Origin of the sequence: Phaeobacter sp. BS52 (genome assembly GCF_045040595.1) — a bacterium.
Classification (GTDB): domain Bacteria; phylum Pseudomonadota; class Alphaproteobacteria; order Rhodobacterales; family Rhodobacteraceae; genus Phaeobacter; species Phaeobacter piscinae.
Window position 1 is genome coordinate 1,661,636 of record NZ_CP090662.1, and the last position, 13,760, is coordinate 1,675,395.

12 protein-coding genes and 1 pseudogene are annotated in these 13,760 nt (G+C 62.3%); 7 read left to right on the top strand and 6 right to left on the bottom strand.

Translation table 11 applies throughout. The features are described from left to right. Positions 1 to 59 precede the first annotated feature (59 nt). Positions 60 to 482, bottom strand: a complete 423-nt coding sequence (gene dksA / locus L0Z65_RS08090; RefSeq protein WP_040173297.1) for an RNA polymerase-binding protein DksA — start codon at positions 480 to 482, stop codon at positions 60 to 62. Positions 483 to 675: 193 nt separating this feature from the next. Between dksA and L0Z65_RS08095 the strand changes: the two genes are divergently transcribed. Together L0Z65_RS08095 and L0Z65_RS08100 are read left to right on the top strand one after the other, a co-directional pair. Further along, the gene (locus L0Z65_RS08095) at positions 676 to 1,515 is read left to right on the top strand and encodes a MoxR family ATPase (RefSeq protein WP_040172939.1); all 840 of its coding nucleotides are present in this window, start codon (positions 676 to 678) and stop codon (positions 1,513 to 1,515) included. 392 nt (positions 1,516 to 1,907) lie between these two features. Then, entirely contained in the window at positions 1,908 to 2,621 is a 714-nt protein-coding gene (locus L0Z65_RS08100; protein ID WP_096871014.1) for a DNA helicase, read from the top strand. Between the two features lie 138 nt (positions 2,622 to 2,759). Here the strand turns inward: L0Z65_RS08100 and L0Z65_RS08105 are convergent, their stop codons facing one another. Together L0Z65_RS08105 and L0Z65_RS08110 are read right to left on the bottom strand one after the other, a co-directional pair. Continuing rightward, a complete protein-coding gene (locus L0Z65_RS08105) occupies positions 2,760 to 3,110 on the bottom strand; it encodes a DNA-binding transcriptional regulator (RefSeq protein WP_036767018.1) in 351 nt (116 codons plus the stop codon). A gap of 1 nt (position 3,111) precedes the next feature. After that, positions 3,112 to 3,489 carry a hypothetical protein gene (locus L0Z65_RS08110; RefSeq protein ID WP_096871012.1) on the bottom strand — a complete coding sequence of 126 codons (378 nt, stop codon included), beginning with the start codon at positions 3,487 to 3,489 and terminating at the stop codon, positions 3,112 to 3,114. A gap of 300 nt (positions 3,490 to 3,789) precedes the next feature. Here L0Z65_RS08110 and L0Z65_RS08115 point away from each other — a divergent pair, with 300 nt between their 5' ends. From L0Z65_RS08115 to rsgA, 4 genes and pseudogenes are all read left to right on the top strand, one after another. After that, positions 3,790 to 5,133 (top strand): DUF2927 domain-containing protein, encoded by a 1,344-nt coding sequence (locus L0Z65_RS08115; protein WP_405112499.1) that lies wholly within the window; start codon positions 3,790 to 3,792, stop codon positions 5,131 to 5,133. A gap of 95 nt (positions 5,134 to 5,228) precedes the next feature. Continuing rightward, complete coding sequence (locus L0Z65_RS08120; RefSeq protein ID WP_040177966.1) at positions 5,229 to 5,396, top strand: hypothetical protein; 168 nt, start codon at positions 5,229 to 5,231, stop codon at positions 5,394 to 5,396. Between the two features lie 53 nt (positions 5,397 to 5,449). After that, positions 5,450 to 6,634: a vWA domain-containing protein gene (locus L0Z65_RS08125; protein WP_405112244.1), complete on the top strand. Its 1,185-nt coding sequence runs from the start codon at positions 5,450 to 5,452 to the stop codon at positions 6,632 to 6,634. A 252-nt stretch (positions 6,635 to 6,886) separates the two neighbouring features. Further along, positions 6,887 to 7,980 (top strand): annotated as a pseudogene (rsgA, locus tag L0Z65_RS08130) (ribosome small subunit-dependent GTPase A). A gap of 85 nt (positions 7,981 to 8,065) precedes the next feature. On the opposite strand, the gene L0Z65_RS08135 reads toward rsgA, so the two are convergent. The 3 genes from L0Z65_RS08135 to L0Z65_RS08145 all read right to left on the bottom strand — a co-directional run bounded on the left by L0Z65_RS08135 (position 8,066) and on the right by L0Z65_RS08145 (position 12,250). Beyond that, positions 8,066 to 9,934, bottom strand: coding sequence for an OmpA family protein (locus L0Z65_RS08135; RefSeq protein WP_405112247.1), 1,869 nt, complete (start codon positions 9,932 to 9,934; stop codon positions 8,066 to 8,068). A gap of 123 nt (positions 9,935 to 10,057) precedes the next feature. Next, positions 10,058 to 11,323 (bottom strand): vWA domain-containing protein, encoded by a 1,266-nt coding sequence (locus tag L0Z65_RS08140; RefSeq protein ID WP_405112250.1) that lies wholly within the window; start codon positions 11,321 to 11,323, stop codon positions 10,058 to 10,060. 15 nt (positions 11,324 to 11,338) lie between these two features. After that, positions 11,339 to 12,250, bottom strand: coding sequence for a MoxR family ATPase (locus tag L0Z65_RS08145; RefSeq protein WP_192870597.1), 912 nt, complete (start codon positions 12,248 to 12,250; stop codon positions 11,339 to 11,341). A gap of 308 nt (positions 12,251 to 12,558) precedes the next feature. On the opposite strand from L0Z65_RS08145, the gene L0Z65_RS08150 reads away from it, so the two are divergent. Then, a complete protein-coding gene (locus L0Z65_RS08150) occupies positions 12,559 to 13,626 on the top strand; it encodes a glycosyltransferase family 2 protein (RefSeq protein WP_405112253.1) in 1,068 nt (355 codons plus the stop codon). The last annotated feature ends 134 nt before the right edge of the window (positions 13,627 to 13,760 follow it).

The following is a 13,760-nucleotide window of genomic DNA, read 5'->3' on the forward strand; positions in this document are numbered from 1 at the left end:
CGAAAAACGCCGGAGCAACAGGCCCCGGCGTTATGATTTTTTTTACAAATGCAAGAAAGTCAGTCGTCGCGGTGGACTTTTTCCCGGCGCTCGTGGCGTTCCTGTGCCTCAAGGCTCATCGTGGCGATGGGCCGGGCGTCCAGACGCTTGAGCGAAATGGGCTCACCGGTGACTTCGCAGTAGCCGTATTCCCCTTCGTCGATGCGGCGAATGGCCGAGTCGATCTTGGCTACCAGCTTGCGCTGGCGGTCCCGGGTGCGCAGCTCCAGCGCGCGATCGGTTTCTTCACTGGCGCGGTCGGCAACATCGGGAATATTGCGGGTGTTGTCCTGCAACCCCTCAATCGTGTCGCGGCTTTCGGCCAGGAGTTCCTGTTTCCATTCATGCAGCTTGCGACGGAAATATTCCTGCTGCCGGTCATTCATGAAGGGTTCATCATCAGCCGGACGATAATCATCCGGCAGAAACACCTCTTGCTTCATTTCACTACCTTTGGTTTGCCCCATACTGCCGGTCTTCCTCGGTATTGTTTACAAACTCAGCGGCTCCCCCCGCATGCCGCAGCGTTTATCCCCTGCGTCAGCGATTGTCACTACACAATAGTACGCACAAAGGGTTAAAACCTGCATAAGAGCGCCCCCAGGGGTTGCACAGAGGCAACGAGGCAGGAAAGAGATGCAGTTTCAGGGCACTAAGGATTACGTCGCGACCGAGGATCTGAAAATCGCGGTCAACGCCGCGGTTACGCTGGAGCGGCCGCTGCTGGTGAAGGGGGAGCCGGGCACCGGCAAGACCGAGCTGGCGCGGCAGGTGGCCGATGCGCTGGGGCTGCGGATGATTGAGTGGAATGTGAAATCCACCACCCGCGCCCAGCAGGGGCTTTATGAATATGATGCGGTCAGCCGGTTGCGCGACAGCCAGCTGGGCGATGAGCGGGTGCATGACGTCAAGAACTACATCAAGCGCGGCAAGCTCTGGGAGGCCTTCGAGGCGGACGAGAAGGTGGTGCTGCTGATTGATGAGATCGACAAGGCCGATATCGAGTTCCCCAATGACCTGTTGCAGGAGCTCGATAAGATGGAGTTCCATGTCTACGAGACCGGCGAGACGATCCGGGCGCGTCAGCGTCCGATCATGATCATCACCTCCAACAATGAAAAGGAACTGCCGGACGCGTTTCTGCGCCGGTGCTTCTTTCATTACATCCAGTTTCCCGATGCCGAGACCATGCGCAAGATCGTCGAGGTCCATCACCCCGGCATCAAGGACAGCCTGCTGACCACGGCGTTGACGCAGTTCTACGAGATCCGTGACACGGCTGGGCTGAAGAAAAAACCGTCGACGTCAGAGGTTCTGGATTGGCTGAAGCTGCTCTTGGCCGAGGATCTGACAGCGGAAGATCTGAAACGCGACGGCGCGGATGCGCTGCCGAAACTGCACGGTGCATTGTTGAAGAACGAGCAGGATGTGCATCTGTTCGAGCGGCTCGCCTTCATGGCGCGGGGCCGTCGCTGACCTCCGCGACGACGTGAGAGATAAAAAGGCCTGCACCTGTGTGGGCCTTTTTGTTGGCGCGCGACTGTGGCGTGGCGACCAGACACGGCAGGCTTGCGCAGGGACTGGGCAGTCGAGACATCCGCAGAGGCTCGGATGAGGTACCTTAGTGGACACCGTAGAGATGATCCGCGTTGAGCCCAACGTGAGCGTTCGTCAGCGTGCTGCGAATGACCGAAATCCAATTGTGTATGTCGAGCGATCAGGGTAAAATTTGGTCGTGGCCTTGCTCGGGCCTCCTCCCTCCACTGGGGCAGCATTTGACATGCGGAGCGATACCATTTCGAACCGATCCTGTTCGAGCACGCGCATAAGGAGGGATTGCGGAAACCGCTCGTTACCGGAGGTTTAAGATGAGACTATCATCACCAATCTACACACTTAAGCGTCAGGCCAAACTGATGGCACGCGACAATGACATCAGGCTCCACAAGGCACTCAACCAGATTGCCATCAATGAGGGCTTCAGGAGCTGGAGCCACTTGGCGTCCAGCTCCTCCAAAGCGACACCGGCCAAGGAAATCATAAACCAGCTCAAGCCAGGAGATATTGTGTTGATTGGTGCGCGACCCGGCCACGGTAAGACCCTTCTTGGATTGGAACTGACTGCATTGGCAGAGAAGAACAATCGCACCGGCTATGTTTTTTCATTGGACTACAATGAAACGGATATCTGGGATCGGTTTGAAAAACTTGGTTTCGATCGAAAAGAGCATGACGGTCCAATCATCGTTGATACCTCGGACGATATCTGCGCTGCGCATATTGTTGACCGCCTCAGCAATGCGCCGGACGATGCATTCGTCGTTGTCGATTACCTGCAGCTTTTGGATCAAAAGAGAAGCAATCCTCCGCTTGAAGAACAAGTCAGGGCGCTCAAGAAATTTGCCATCGAACGTGGGGCGGTTGTGGTTCTGATCTCGCAGATCGACCGCGCTTTTGAACTATCGTCCAGTGACATGCCAAGTATAGAGGATGTACGACTGCCAAATCCTGTCGATCTGTCACTTTTCGACAAGCGATGTTTCCTACATAATGGCGAAATCCAGATAGAAGCGGCGGCATAACTCCATGCAGAACTGCTTTGCGGACGTTCGCTGAATGTCCGCAAAGTCCCGCACCATCACCATTGGACCTTGGCGCAAAGGACGCGCGTTTAGGGCGCGGTGCCGTTAGGGAGATGCCCCCCTCGTCTTCGTGGTTGATCAGTAAGCCTCGCGCAGGAAGCGTTCGACGCGCTCTGGATCATCCTCAATCATGCGCAGCAGAATGCGGGCCGGGCGTTCCGGCAGGCGGCGGCCCTGCTCCCAGTTGCGCACCGAGCCGAGGCGAAAGCCGAAGTGGCTGCAAAACCGTTCCTGGGACATGCCGAGGGTTTTGCGCAGGCGTACAACGTCCACCATCGGCACCTCGCGGCTGGCCATGGTCTCCAAGGGCGTTTTACCGGAGATATCGTCCTGCATCTGCTGCAGCGCCATGGCATCACGGTCCGCCTCGCTTTGCTGGCGGATACGGCCGGTGCCTCTGGCCTGATGGTTTGCCTTATGCTCTGCCATATCAATTAGCCTCCTTCAGCAGCGCCTTGATGCGGGATTTCACCACATCCAGCGCCAGATTGCCCACCGCCCGCGCGCCCTGCGCCATCAATCCCGACAGGCGCGGATCCCGCTGTCGGCGGTGTATTCTGAGCACATAGACCATCATCAGATCAGGACTGGCCTGATGGATGCGGTAGCGCAGCGTCAGATCCCCGGCGACATGGTGGTAATCTTCATCCGTCTTGCGCCCGATGGTGGGGTCGCGCACCAGGGTGGCGATCAGCCGGGCCAGCTCGTCCTCGTCCAGATAGGCGTGGATGGCGTCCTCGATCGCGACCGGGGTGATGCGGTAATCCACCCGCAGGCATTTCTGTGTCTCTTTGCGTATATACGCCATTGGCGTAGCCTTTTCAACCTGTCTCTGCGTTTGCCCCTGACCCGGGGCGGATGGTCCTGCCTCGCCTCACGGCAGGAGAGGTGTTGCCGGGGTGCCCTTCTCTTTGCGGCTCTGCTGCGCTATGGCCAGCCATAACATTGATTTTTAACCCTGTCTTGGCACAAGCTGGGGCTGTCCTGTCGCAGGAGAGATCGCTTGTTCACATTCCGGCCCCGTCTGTTGCCCGCTGGTCCTTCTGCCGGTCCTCTTGCAGGGCGGCCCTCCCCCCTACGGTGCTGGCGCGGGTTTGCGGCGCTGGCGATGGTGGCGGCACTGGCTGCATGCGGGGCTGAGACACGATATGCGCCCCCGAGCCGCACCGCTGCGGCACTGGCGCCGCTGGCCCCGGCCAAGAGCTTTGCCCGCGCACATCCGGTGGCGCCGCAGCGGGCCAACAGCGATATTGCGCGGGATTTCCTCGATCTGCATTTTCAGCTGGAAAGCGGCACCGCCCTGCCCGTCTTTACCCGGTTTGAACACCCGATCACGCTGCGCCTTATCGGTCAGCCCACCAAAAGCCTGAACCGGGATCTGGCGGCGCTCATGCAGCGGTTGCAGCGCGAGGCCGGGCTGGATCTGCGGCTGCTGGGCGGAGAGGCTGTGGGCCCTGCTGCCAATATCACCATTGAGGCTGTGCCGCGCAAAGCCATCCGCCGCGCCTCGCCCCGCGCGGCCTGTTTCGTGGTGCCCAATGTCAGTTCGCTGGCGGAATACCGCCGCTCCAAGCGCAAACCCCGGACCAATTGGGCCAATCTGCGCGCGCGTCAGAGGCTGGCGATTTTTGTGCCCAATGATGTGAGCCCGCAGGAAACCCGCGACTGCCTGCACGAGGAGCTGGCACAGGCCATCGGGCCGCTCAACGATCTCTACCGGCTGTCGGATTCGGTGTTCAATGACGACAATGTGCATACGGTGCTGACCGGATTTGACATGTTGATCCTGCGGGTGGGCTATGCGCCCGAACTGCGCAGCGGCATGACACGGGCTGAGGTTGCCGCCCGTCTGCCGACCATTCTGGCGCGACTGAATCCCGGTGGGGCTGGTCGGGCGGCCCAACCACTGCCCGCCACCTCGCGCGACTGGATCGACGCGACCGAGGCGGCGCTGACACCGGGCAGCAGCCGTGCCGTTCGGCTGCGGGCGGCGCATCGCGGGGCGGCGATTGCCCGTGATCTGGGCTGGCAGGATCACCGGCGGGCCTTCAACCACTATGTGCTGGGGCGCATTCTGCAACGGGGTGATCCGGAACTGGCGCAGCAGCATTTCGAGACCGCGCTGATCCATCTGCAAGGACGTTACGACAGCCCGCTGCTGCGCGCCCAGATCGCGAGCCGCATGGCTGCCTTTGATATCATTCGCGGCGATGGCGCCATGGCACTGGCCCGCATCCGGCCTGCCCTGCCGGTGGCGGCGCGGGGGGAGAACGCGGTGCTGCTCTCCAGTCTGATGCTGCTGGAGGCTGAGGCGCTGCTGTTGCAGGGCCAAACTGACGCGGCCTATGCGGTGAGACTGGACAGCCAGGGATGGGCACGCTACGGGTTCGGCCCGGATTGGGCGGTGCGCAGCGCGATGACCGAGATTGCGGCCCTTGCGCCGCCGCACTGATCTGCGGCTGGCGCAGCGCCAGCGGCGTCACGGCTTGACCCGGACCGGCACGGCCCCACCTGAGACATGAACATTCTTAACAGACGGACATCGGCATGATCGTAATCGGCGCATTGCTTCTTGGCGCACTTCTGGGGGTCCGCACGGCCCAAAAACGCGGCGGCAGCTTGGCGGATAAGCTGCAATATGGCGCTGCATACGCCATGGTTTTTGCTATTCTGGGGTTGTTTGCGACCATTCTCGCCGACCGCATGCTGCTCTGACGCAGCGCGCGGGGCGCAAGATGGCCACCTGATCAGCCCTGACGGAGACCCAGATGTTTCAGCCTTTCTTTGAAAACCTGCGCAAGGCGGCGGTTCCGGTGTCCTTGCGCGAATATCTGACCTTTCTTGAAGGGATGAAAGCGGGGCTTGCGACCTATGATATTGATGCCTTCTACTATCTGGCGCGCGCCGCCATGGTGAAGGATGAGCGCAATATCGACAAATTCGACCGCGCCTTTGCCGCGACATTCTCCGGGCTGGAGGCGATCCCCGCTGAGGCGGTGATGGAGGCCGTGGACATCCCCGAGGAGTGGATCCGCAAGATGGCGGAGAAGCACCTCAGCGAGGAAGAGCGCCGCGAAATCGAGGCGCTTGGTGGGTTTGAAAAACTGATGGAGACCCTGAAGGAGCGGCTGAAGGATCAGGAAAGCCGCCATCAGGGGGGCAACAAATGGATCGGCACAGCGGGCACCTCGCCCTTTGGCGCCTATGGCTACAACCCCGAAGGTGTGCGCATCGGCCAGAAGGAAAGCCGCCATCAGCGCGCGGTCAAGGTCTGGGACAAGCGCGAGTTCAAGAACCTGGATGGTGATGTCGAACTGGGCACCCGCAACATCAAGGTGGCGCTGAAACGTCTGCGCCGCTGGGTGCGCGAGGGCGCGGCGGAGGAGCTGGACCTGTCAGGCACCATCCGCGCCACTGCGGAACACGGCTATCTGGACGTGAAAACCCGGCCCGAACGGCACAATGCGGTGAAGGTGCTGTTGTTTCTGGATGTGGGCGGATCAATGGATCCGCATATCAAAGTGGTGGAAGAGCTGTTCTCGGCGGCGCGCAGCGAGTTCAAACATCTGAAATATTTCTACTTCCACAATTGCCTCTATGAAGGGGTCTGGCGCGACAACCGCCGCCGCTGGGATGCGCAGATCCCCACCCATGAGGTGCTGCGCACCTATGGGCCGGACTATAAGTGCATTTTTGTCGGCGATGCGTCGATGTCCCCCTATGAGATTGCCTATCCGGGCGGCGCCAATGAGCAATGGAACCCGGAGGCCGGTCAGGTCTGGCTGGAGCGGGCGCGGGCGCAATGGGCCTCGCATCTGTGGATCAACCCGGTGCCGGAGGCCTATTGGCCCCACACCCATTCGATCCAGATGATCCGGGAGATCTTTGCCGATCAGATGGTGCCGATGACGCTGGCGGGGCTGGAACGCGGGATGCGGGAGCTGACGCGCTAAACGGGGCGGCCCGCCGCGGCCCCGCGCGGCGAAAGCTTGCCAAGTCACCCTGCCTCGGGTAGACCAAGCGCCAGAGAATTGGAGAGTTTATGTCCTGGTGAAGAAGGGGCGGCAGAGGCCACCCCGGTTTGCAGATGGCCCCGGAGAATGCCGCCTGCCCCTATTGGCAGGTGTCAGGGAAGATTTGCGCGACATTCATCAGACATACAGATCCGGGCCAACCCCGCGATCACACCAAGAAAGACATTCCCAATGACAAGGGACTATTCCCAATTCCTGAGCACCCCTGCGCCTGAAGACGTCGCCGACAGCACGCGCCCTTTGAGCGCGCTGGAGCATCTTGGCTGGCAGGGGGTCTTCTCCCAGCAGACCGATCTGGACGAAATGGCGAGCCACCCGCCCGTGCGCATCACCGAAGTGAACCGCAACGGGCTGCGCGCCATGGGCGACGGCATCGACATGGTGATCCCCCCCCGGCCCCGAGGCGACTGTGGGGGATTGGCTGATGCTGGACTCCGAGCTGCCAACCCACAGCCGGGTGCTGGAGCGTAAAAGCCTGATCCGCCGCCGCGCACCGGGCAAGGATCGCAAGGTCCAGCTGATCGCCGCCAATATCGACACGATGTTTGTGGTCACCTCCTGCAATGCGGATTTCAATGTCGCGCGGCTGGAGCGGTTCATCGCCATGGCGTTTGATGCAGAGGTGACGCCGGTGATCGTGCTGACGAAAATCGACCTTTGCGAGGATCCGGCGGAGTATATCAGCCAGGCCAGGAGCATTTCCGATCTGGTGGAGGTGGTGCCGCTGAACGCCAAGAGCGCGGCCGCGCGCGAGGCGCTGGCGCCTTGGGTGCGGGCCGGGCAGACCATTGCCTTCCTCGGCACCTCGGGCGTTGGCAAATCGACGCTGACCAAGGCGCTTGGCGAGGATCTGGATATCGCGACGCAGGGCATCCGCGAGGATGACGCGCGCGGACGCCACACCACCACCCGGCGGCAGCTCTATTTCCTCGACAACGGCTGCGGCGTGCTGGACACGCCGGGGATGCGCGAGTTGCAGCTGACCGATGCGGCCAGCGGTGTCGGCGATGTCTTTGCCGATCTGGAAGAGCTGGCGACACAGTGCCGCTTCCGCAATTGCGCCCATGAAGGGGAGCCGGGCTGCGCGGTGCAGGCTCGGCATTGCCGCCGGTGAGGTTGACGCCAGCCGGTTGGACCGCTGGCGCAAACTGGCCGCCGAAGAAGCCTTCAATTCCGCCTCTCTGGCGCAAAAACGCGCCAAGGACAAAAGCTTTGGCAAGATGGTGAAAACGGCGAAAACCATCAAGAAGCGCAGCCGAAAATAGCCGCTATCGCAGGTTTCAAACCGATAGAAGGGCGCCCGATCTGGGCGCCCTTTGAGTTGTTCAGGCTCGGATCAATAGCAACCGATCAGTTACCGCCCTGCAGAAGCGGCGTGATCCGGCGCACGGCGGCGCGGCGATTGGCACGCTCGGCCCGTTGAGTCACCACCGCCAGATCGGTCTCACCATAGCCCTGCACCACCATATTTTCGGGCGGCACCTTGAAATACTCGGTCAGGGCCAATGCGACACTTTCGGCGCGGCGATCTGACAGTGCGAGGTTAAAGGGGGCGGCACCAACCGCATCCGTGTGGCCTTCGATCAGGAACACCTCCTGCGGGTTCTGCGCGATCATCTCGCGCAGCGCATTGCCCAGCGCCGCCAGTTCTTCGGCCTCTGCTGCGCGGATCACCGCGGAGCCGGTTTCAAAGTTGATCGACTGCACGGTGATTTCCGGAACCAGTTGGCGGACCGCATCGATATTGCGGATCTGGCGCAGGGAGAAGCGGCGGCTGACGGCGGGGGTTTCCTTGGCGGCGAGCGCCAGCGCCAGCTCATCCGCGTTGATCGTATCGCTGTTGAATGCCGACCTGCGCGGGGCGGCGGTGGGCAATTCGGAGACCACCACATTGTCGGCGCGCTGGGTGTCATCGAACAGCACAACGCTGCTGCCATCGGTGAGCGTACGGGTGCGGCGCAGAACGCGGCCATCGCGGGCGCGGATGGTTTCAACCTCCGTCCCGTCTTCGCGCACGACCACGGTGCGGGTGGAGCCGTCCTTGAACTTATACGTGGTGACATTGCTGCCGGGCTGGCGCAGCAGGGCGTCGTCATTCTTGATCACCCGGTACTGGCCGTTTTGTTCCACCACCGCACGGTCACCGGAGTTGGTCACCACGGTTTCGCCCTGCTTCAGCAGCTGGCCAATGGCAACGGCGCCAAGCCCCAGAAGCGCGGCCTTCTGCAGCTTGCTGAGGCCGTCGTCCTCCTCTGCGGCTGGGGCGGCGGCTGCGCTGTTCTCAGTCGGCGCAGCAGTTTCCGCCTCTGCGGTGGTTTCAGCCTCGGCAGCGGGCGTGTTGACGGCGGTTTCAAACTCCTCGTCCGAACTGCGCGCGGTGTCTTCGGTCACGGTTTCTTCCACCACCTCAGCCTCTCCGGTGGTGTCAGCGCTCGCGGCGGCGGCGGCGCTGTCATCCTCGGCCTCAACCTCCGCCAGCGCGTCAGCCTGCGCCTGACTGTCGAGCGGTTCGACCTCGGGTTCGGGTTCAGGCTCGGACGCAGGTGCAGGGTCGGTCCCGTCCTCTGCCTCTGCCAGCGCTGCGGCCAGTTCGGTGTCGGAGGTGGTTTCGACATCAGCCACATCCTCTGGCGCGGCGGTGCCTGCTTCTGTGTTGGCCGCTGTGTTCACACCATCATTGGCGACCGGCTCCACCGGAGTCTCTGCCTCTGCGGTGGTTTCACCTGCGTTCTGTTCAGCGGTTGTCTCTGCCGTCTCGGCCGGAGCTTCGGTCTGCGCGGTCTGAGAGGGGGCCGCGTCTGTGGCGGGTTCTGGGGTAGGTTCAACCGGAGCGGCGGCGGCCTGCTCTGCCTCGGTCGGGGCTGCTGGCTCGGCCTGTTCGCCCGCGGCAGGTACGGCCTCAGCCTGTTCAGCGCCTGCCATCAGTGCGGAGGAGGCAAGGGCGGGATCCAAACCAGCGTCCAATTCACCGGTGATATAGGCTTGGCAGAACTTCGCTTTGGCCCCTTTTCCCTTGCCCTTCAGGATCTCCCCTTCAGGGCTGATGCGCCCATTCTTGAGCCACCGTAGGCAGCGCTGCACCGCCTGTGTGATTTCTTCAGGGGCCATCTGGCTGAGGTCAGTCGGGTCCGATTTCGACTGCGCGGGGGCGGCAACCGGGAGAGTGAGAGAGACGATGACCGCCAGCGCGGTCGAGGATCTGAGAAGCTGCGAAACCATGCGGTGTTCCTTTCGCTGTGCGGTGCAAAGCCTAGAAACATAACCCGCGTCGGGGCAAATAAGTTGCCTGTGAGCGATGATTTTCGGCCAGAGCCTGCCGATCAGAGGTGGCGCTTGTGTCCGTTATTCAGTCGTCAGCATCTGCATCAACCGCTGTTTTTCGCCGCTGTCTTCCGCCCGGGTGAGGACATCCGCAAGATCCTGCAGCGCCGCAATCGAATGGCCCGCGCGGAAGCTGTCCACATGGGGTAACATGGCGCGGATCCCGCGTGCCTTGGGGGCGAAACCGTCAAAGCGCAGCAACGGGTTGAGCCAGATCAGGCGGCGCGCGGAGATATGCAGCCGCTGCATTTCGGCGCTGAGCTGATCGCTGTCATCGCGGTCCAGCCCGTCGGTGATCAGCAGAACCACGGCGCCCCGCCCCATGACACGGCGCGACCAGTCACGGTTGAAATCATGCAGGCAGGCGCCAATCCTGGTGCCCCCCTCCCAATCCTGCGCCTCTGCCCCGGCGGCAGCAAGGGCGGCATCCACATCGCGCTGCCCCAGATGGCGGGTGATATTGGTGAGCCGTGTGCCGAAGGTAAAGCCATGCACACGCGCCCAGCCCGGCCCCTTGCGATTGGCGACCGCATGCAGGAAGTGCAGGATCAGGCGGGAATATTGGCTCATTGAGCCGGAGATATCGCAGATCACCACCAGATTGGGCCAGCGCAACCGGCGTTGAGCGCGTGCGAGGGTTGTGATCTCGCCGCCCTGACGGGCGGCTTGCGCCATGGTGCGGCGCCAGTTGATGCGATTGCCAGTGGCGGAGGCGATCAGGCGGCGGGACTGGATCGGACGGATTGGCAGCTGCATCATGGCCAGCATCCGCTTGGCCTCGGCGACTTCGGCGGTGCTCATCTGCTCAAAATCCAGCTGCCGCAGCCGTTCCTCCCGCGACATGGTGAGTTCGGCGTTTAACTCCAGCTGCTCCGGTGGCTCCTCCCCCTCCGGCTGGTCGGGGCGATCCGGAGCCTCGGCACCATCCAAGAGCGCCTCGGCGGCGCGTTTCTGGGCCGGCTTTGCGGCTTTTTCCTCCTGCGTGCCGCGGATCGCGGGCAGCATCGCCGCCATCATATGCTCCAGAAAGCGCGGATCCCGCCAATAGAGCCGAAAGATCTGTGCAAAGACCTGACGATGTTCAGGTTTGGAGACAAAGCAGGCGTGCAGGGTCCAGTAGAAATCCTGCTTCGAGGTGAAGCCCGCCGTGGCCACCGCCTCGACGGCTTCGGCCACCCGGCCGGGACCGATGGGAAGCCCGGCCCGTCGCAAGCCACGCGCGAAATGGGTGATATTCTGCGCCAGCCGGGGAGCCTCCGGTAGCGGCAGGGGTGGGTATTCAGGCATCAGCGCAGGTCCGCATCATCCTGCAGGGCCCAGCGTTGCGCGCGCCTGATCCAGTATGCGCTTCGCCTCGGAGCCCTGCAAGCGGCTGATATCATCCTGATATTTCAGAATGGCCCCCAATGTGTCGGCGATCACCTCCGGCGACAGATCAATGACATCCAGCGCCAACAGGCAATTGGCCCAATCAATTGTCTCGGCAATGCCGGGATGTTTGAAGAGATCTTCGGTGCGCAACGCCTGCACAAAGGCCACGACCTCCTGCGACAGACGCGGCGCCAGACCGGGCGCGCGGGCGGTGAGGATTTCCATCTCGCGGTCAAAATCCGGATAATCCACCCAGTGATAGAGGCAGCGCCGTTTCAGCGCATCATGCACCTCGCGGGTACGATTGGAGGTGAGGATCACGATGGGAGGTTCCGGCGCCTTGATGGTGCCGAGTTCGGGGATGGTGACCTGAAAATCGCTGAGCGCCTCCAGCAGGAACGCCTCAAACGGCTCATCGGTGCGGTCCAACTCATCAATAAGAAGGATTGGCGCGCCAGCGGGATCGGGCTGCATCGCCTCCAGCAGCGGGCGGCGGATAAGATAGTCGTCGCTGAAGAGTTCCGCCTGAAGGGCTGCGCGATCACGCGGTTCGCCAGCGCCTGCCTCGGCGGCGCGGATGGCGATCATCTGGGCCGCGAAGTTCCATTCATAGACCGCGCTGGAGGTATCCAGCCCTTCGTAGCACTGCAACCGGATCAAGCGACGGCCCAGCGCGGCCGCGAGGGTCTTGGCGATCTCGGTCTTGCCCACACCGGCCTCGCCCTCCAGAAACAGCGGGCGGCCAAGGCGCAGCGACAGAAACACCACCGTCGCCAGTCCGCGGTCGGCGACATACCCGGCCTCCGTCAGCAGGGTTTCCACCGCATCAATGGAGCCGGGCATCCCGCGCGCGCCGACCGGCGCAGAGAGGCCTGCAGCGTGACTGCTGGGATGGCTGACAGTATGGCTGGTGGTCTGCGGTTGGCTCGTCTTCGTCTGCTGCGACATCTGGCTCCCCTTCGGCTCTGCCCAAGAGGCCACGGCGATGGAAGCGGGTCAAGCGGCTGGTCATGCCACTTTGGTCCCATAGGTCATCCGTGGACGATACTGTGCCCGGGTTCCGGACACATTGACCGGCCTGCGCTGCAATGCGATGACAGAGACACGCCATCGGCCCAGGCGGGTCCGGTACAGACGTGGCAGGAGACAGCATGCGAACACTGGCCGTGACATGTGTAAAGAACGAAGGCGCTTTCCTGCTGGAATGGATTGCCCATCACAAGGCGGTGGGTTTCAGCGATATCCTCGTTCTGTCCAACGACTGCGCGGATGGCACGGACCGGATGCTGGATCGGCTGGATGAGCTGGGCCATGTCACCCACCTGCGCAACGATGGTCCCTATGACAAGGGCGGCATTCAGTTCACCGGGCTGAAGAAGGCGGACAAACACCGCCTGATGCGCAAGGCTGACTGGGTGATGGCGCTGGATGTGGATGAATTCGTCAATATCCATGCAGGCGAGGGTCGGCTGGCGGATCTTCACGCAGCGCTGCCCGATGCGGATGCCATCACCCTGACCTGGCGGCTGTTCGGCAATGGCGAGACGGTGCGCTATCAGGACCAGCCGGTGACCGACAGCTTCACCCGCTGCGCGCCGGAGGTGATCCACTGGCCGTGGCGCGCGGCCATGTTCAAGACGCTCTATCGCAACGATGGCACCTATCGCAAACTGGGGGTGCATCGCCCGCGCAGCCCGGACGACGGCGCCACCCTAGAGGAGTTTCGCTGGTTCGATGGTTCCGGACGGGAACTGGATCACGGGTTCAAGACGCAGCGGGTCTATTCCGACTACGGGCAGGCAAATTTCGATCTGGTGCAGCTGAACCACTATCCGCTGGGGTCCATGGAAAGCTATGTGCTGAAGGCCGAGCGGGGGCGGGTCAACCGTCCGGGCGATCTGGGGATGGATTACTGGGTTGAACGGAATTTCAACACCGATGAGGATGAGAGTATTGCTCGTTATCGCCCTGCCCGCGAGGCCATTGCCGATCTGCTGCGCGAGGACGCCAAGCTGCAAAAGCTGCACACCCGTGCGGTCCAGTGGCGCCACGAGCAGTTTCGCAGATTGATGCAGCAGGAGGCATATCGGACGCTGTTTTCGCGGCTGATGATGACACCGCCCTCGCGGCTGATCAGCCCCGGCACCGCACGCACGCTCACCGGCTTTGCCACGTTGGGCCGCCATGGCGCACCGCAGGGCGGCGACAAGAGCGACTGATCCGGCGCAATATTGCGGCCCGCGCCGCAGAGCAGCCAGCCAGACGGCAGGATATGGGACATATGGCGCTGGCCTTAAAAGGCATCTTTTCCAACGAAACCCGCGCCGATGGCCGATAAACCGGCCTTACAATT

Bases quoted from the DNA above. Each gene is read 5' to 3' on its own strand.
- L0Z65_RS08105 (WP_036767018.1), bottom strand. From the start codon at position 3,110: ATGGCAGAGCATAAGGCAAACCATCAGGCCAGAGGCACCGGCCGTATC.
- L0Z65_RS08150 (WP_405112253.1), top strand. From the start codon at position 12,559: ATGCGAACACTGGCCGTGACATGTGTAAAGAACGAAGGCGCTTTCCTG.
- L0Z65_RS08120 (WP_040177966.1), top strand. From the start codon at position 5,229: ATGATCGTAATCGGCGCATTGCTTCTTGGCGCACTTCTGGGGGTCCGC.
- L0Z65_RS08095 (WP_040172939.1), top strand. From the start codon at position 676: ATGCAGTTTCAGGGCACTAAGGATTACGTCGCGACCGAGGATCTGAAA.
- L0Z65_RS08110 (WP_096871012.1), bottom strand. From the start codon at position 3,489: ATGGCGTATATACGCAAAGAGACACAGAAATGCCTGCGGGTGGATTAC.
- L0Z65_RS08115 (WP_405112499.1), top strand. From the start codon at position 3,790: ATGGTGGCGGCACTGGCTGCATGCGGGGCTGAGACACGATATGCGCCC.
- L0Z65_RS08140 (WP_405112250.1), bottom strand. From the start codon at position 11,323: ATGCCTGAATACCCACCCCTGCCGCTACCGGAGGCTCCCCGGCTGGCG.
- L0Z65_RS08125 (WP_405112244.1), top strand. From the start codon at position 5,450: ATGTTTCAGCCTTTCTTTGAAAACCTGCGCAAGGCGGCGGTTCCGGTG.
- dksA (WP_040173297.1), bottom strand. From the start codon at position 482: ATGAAGCAAGAGGTGTTTCTGCCGGATGATTATCGTCCGGCTGATGAT.
- L0Z65_RS08135 (WP_405112247.1), bottom strand. From the start codon at position 9,934: ATGGTTTCGCAGCTTCTCAGATCCTCGACCGCGCTGGCGGTCATCGTC.
- L0Z65_RS08145 (WP_192870597.1), bottom strand. From the start codon at position 12,250: ATGCCCGGCTCCATTGATGCGGTGGAAACCCTGCTGACGGAGGCCGGG.
- L0Z65_RS08100 (WP_096871014.1), top strand. From the start codon at position 1,908: ATGAGACTATCATCACCAATCTACACACTTAAGCGTCAGGCCAAACTG.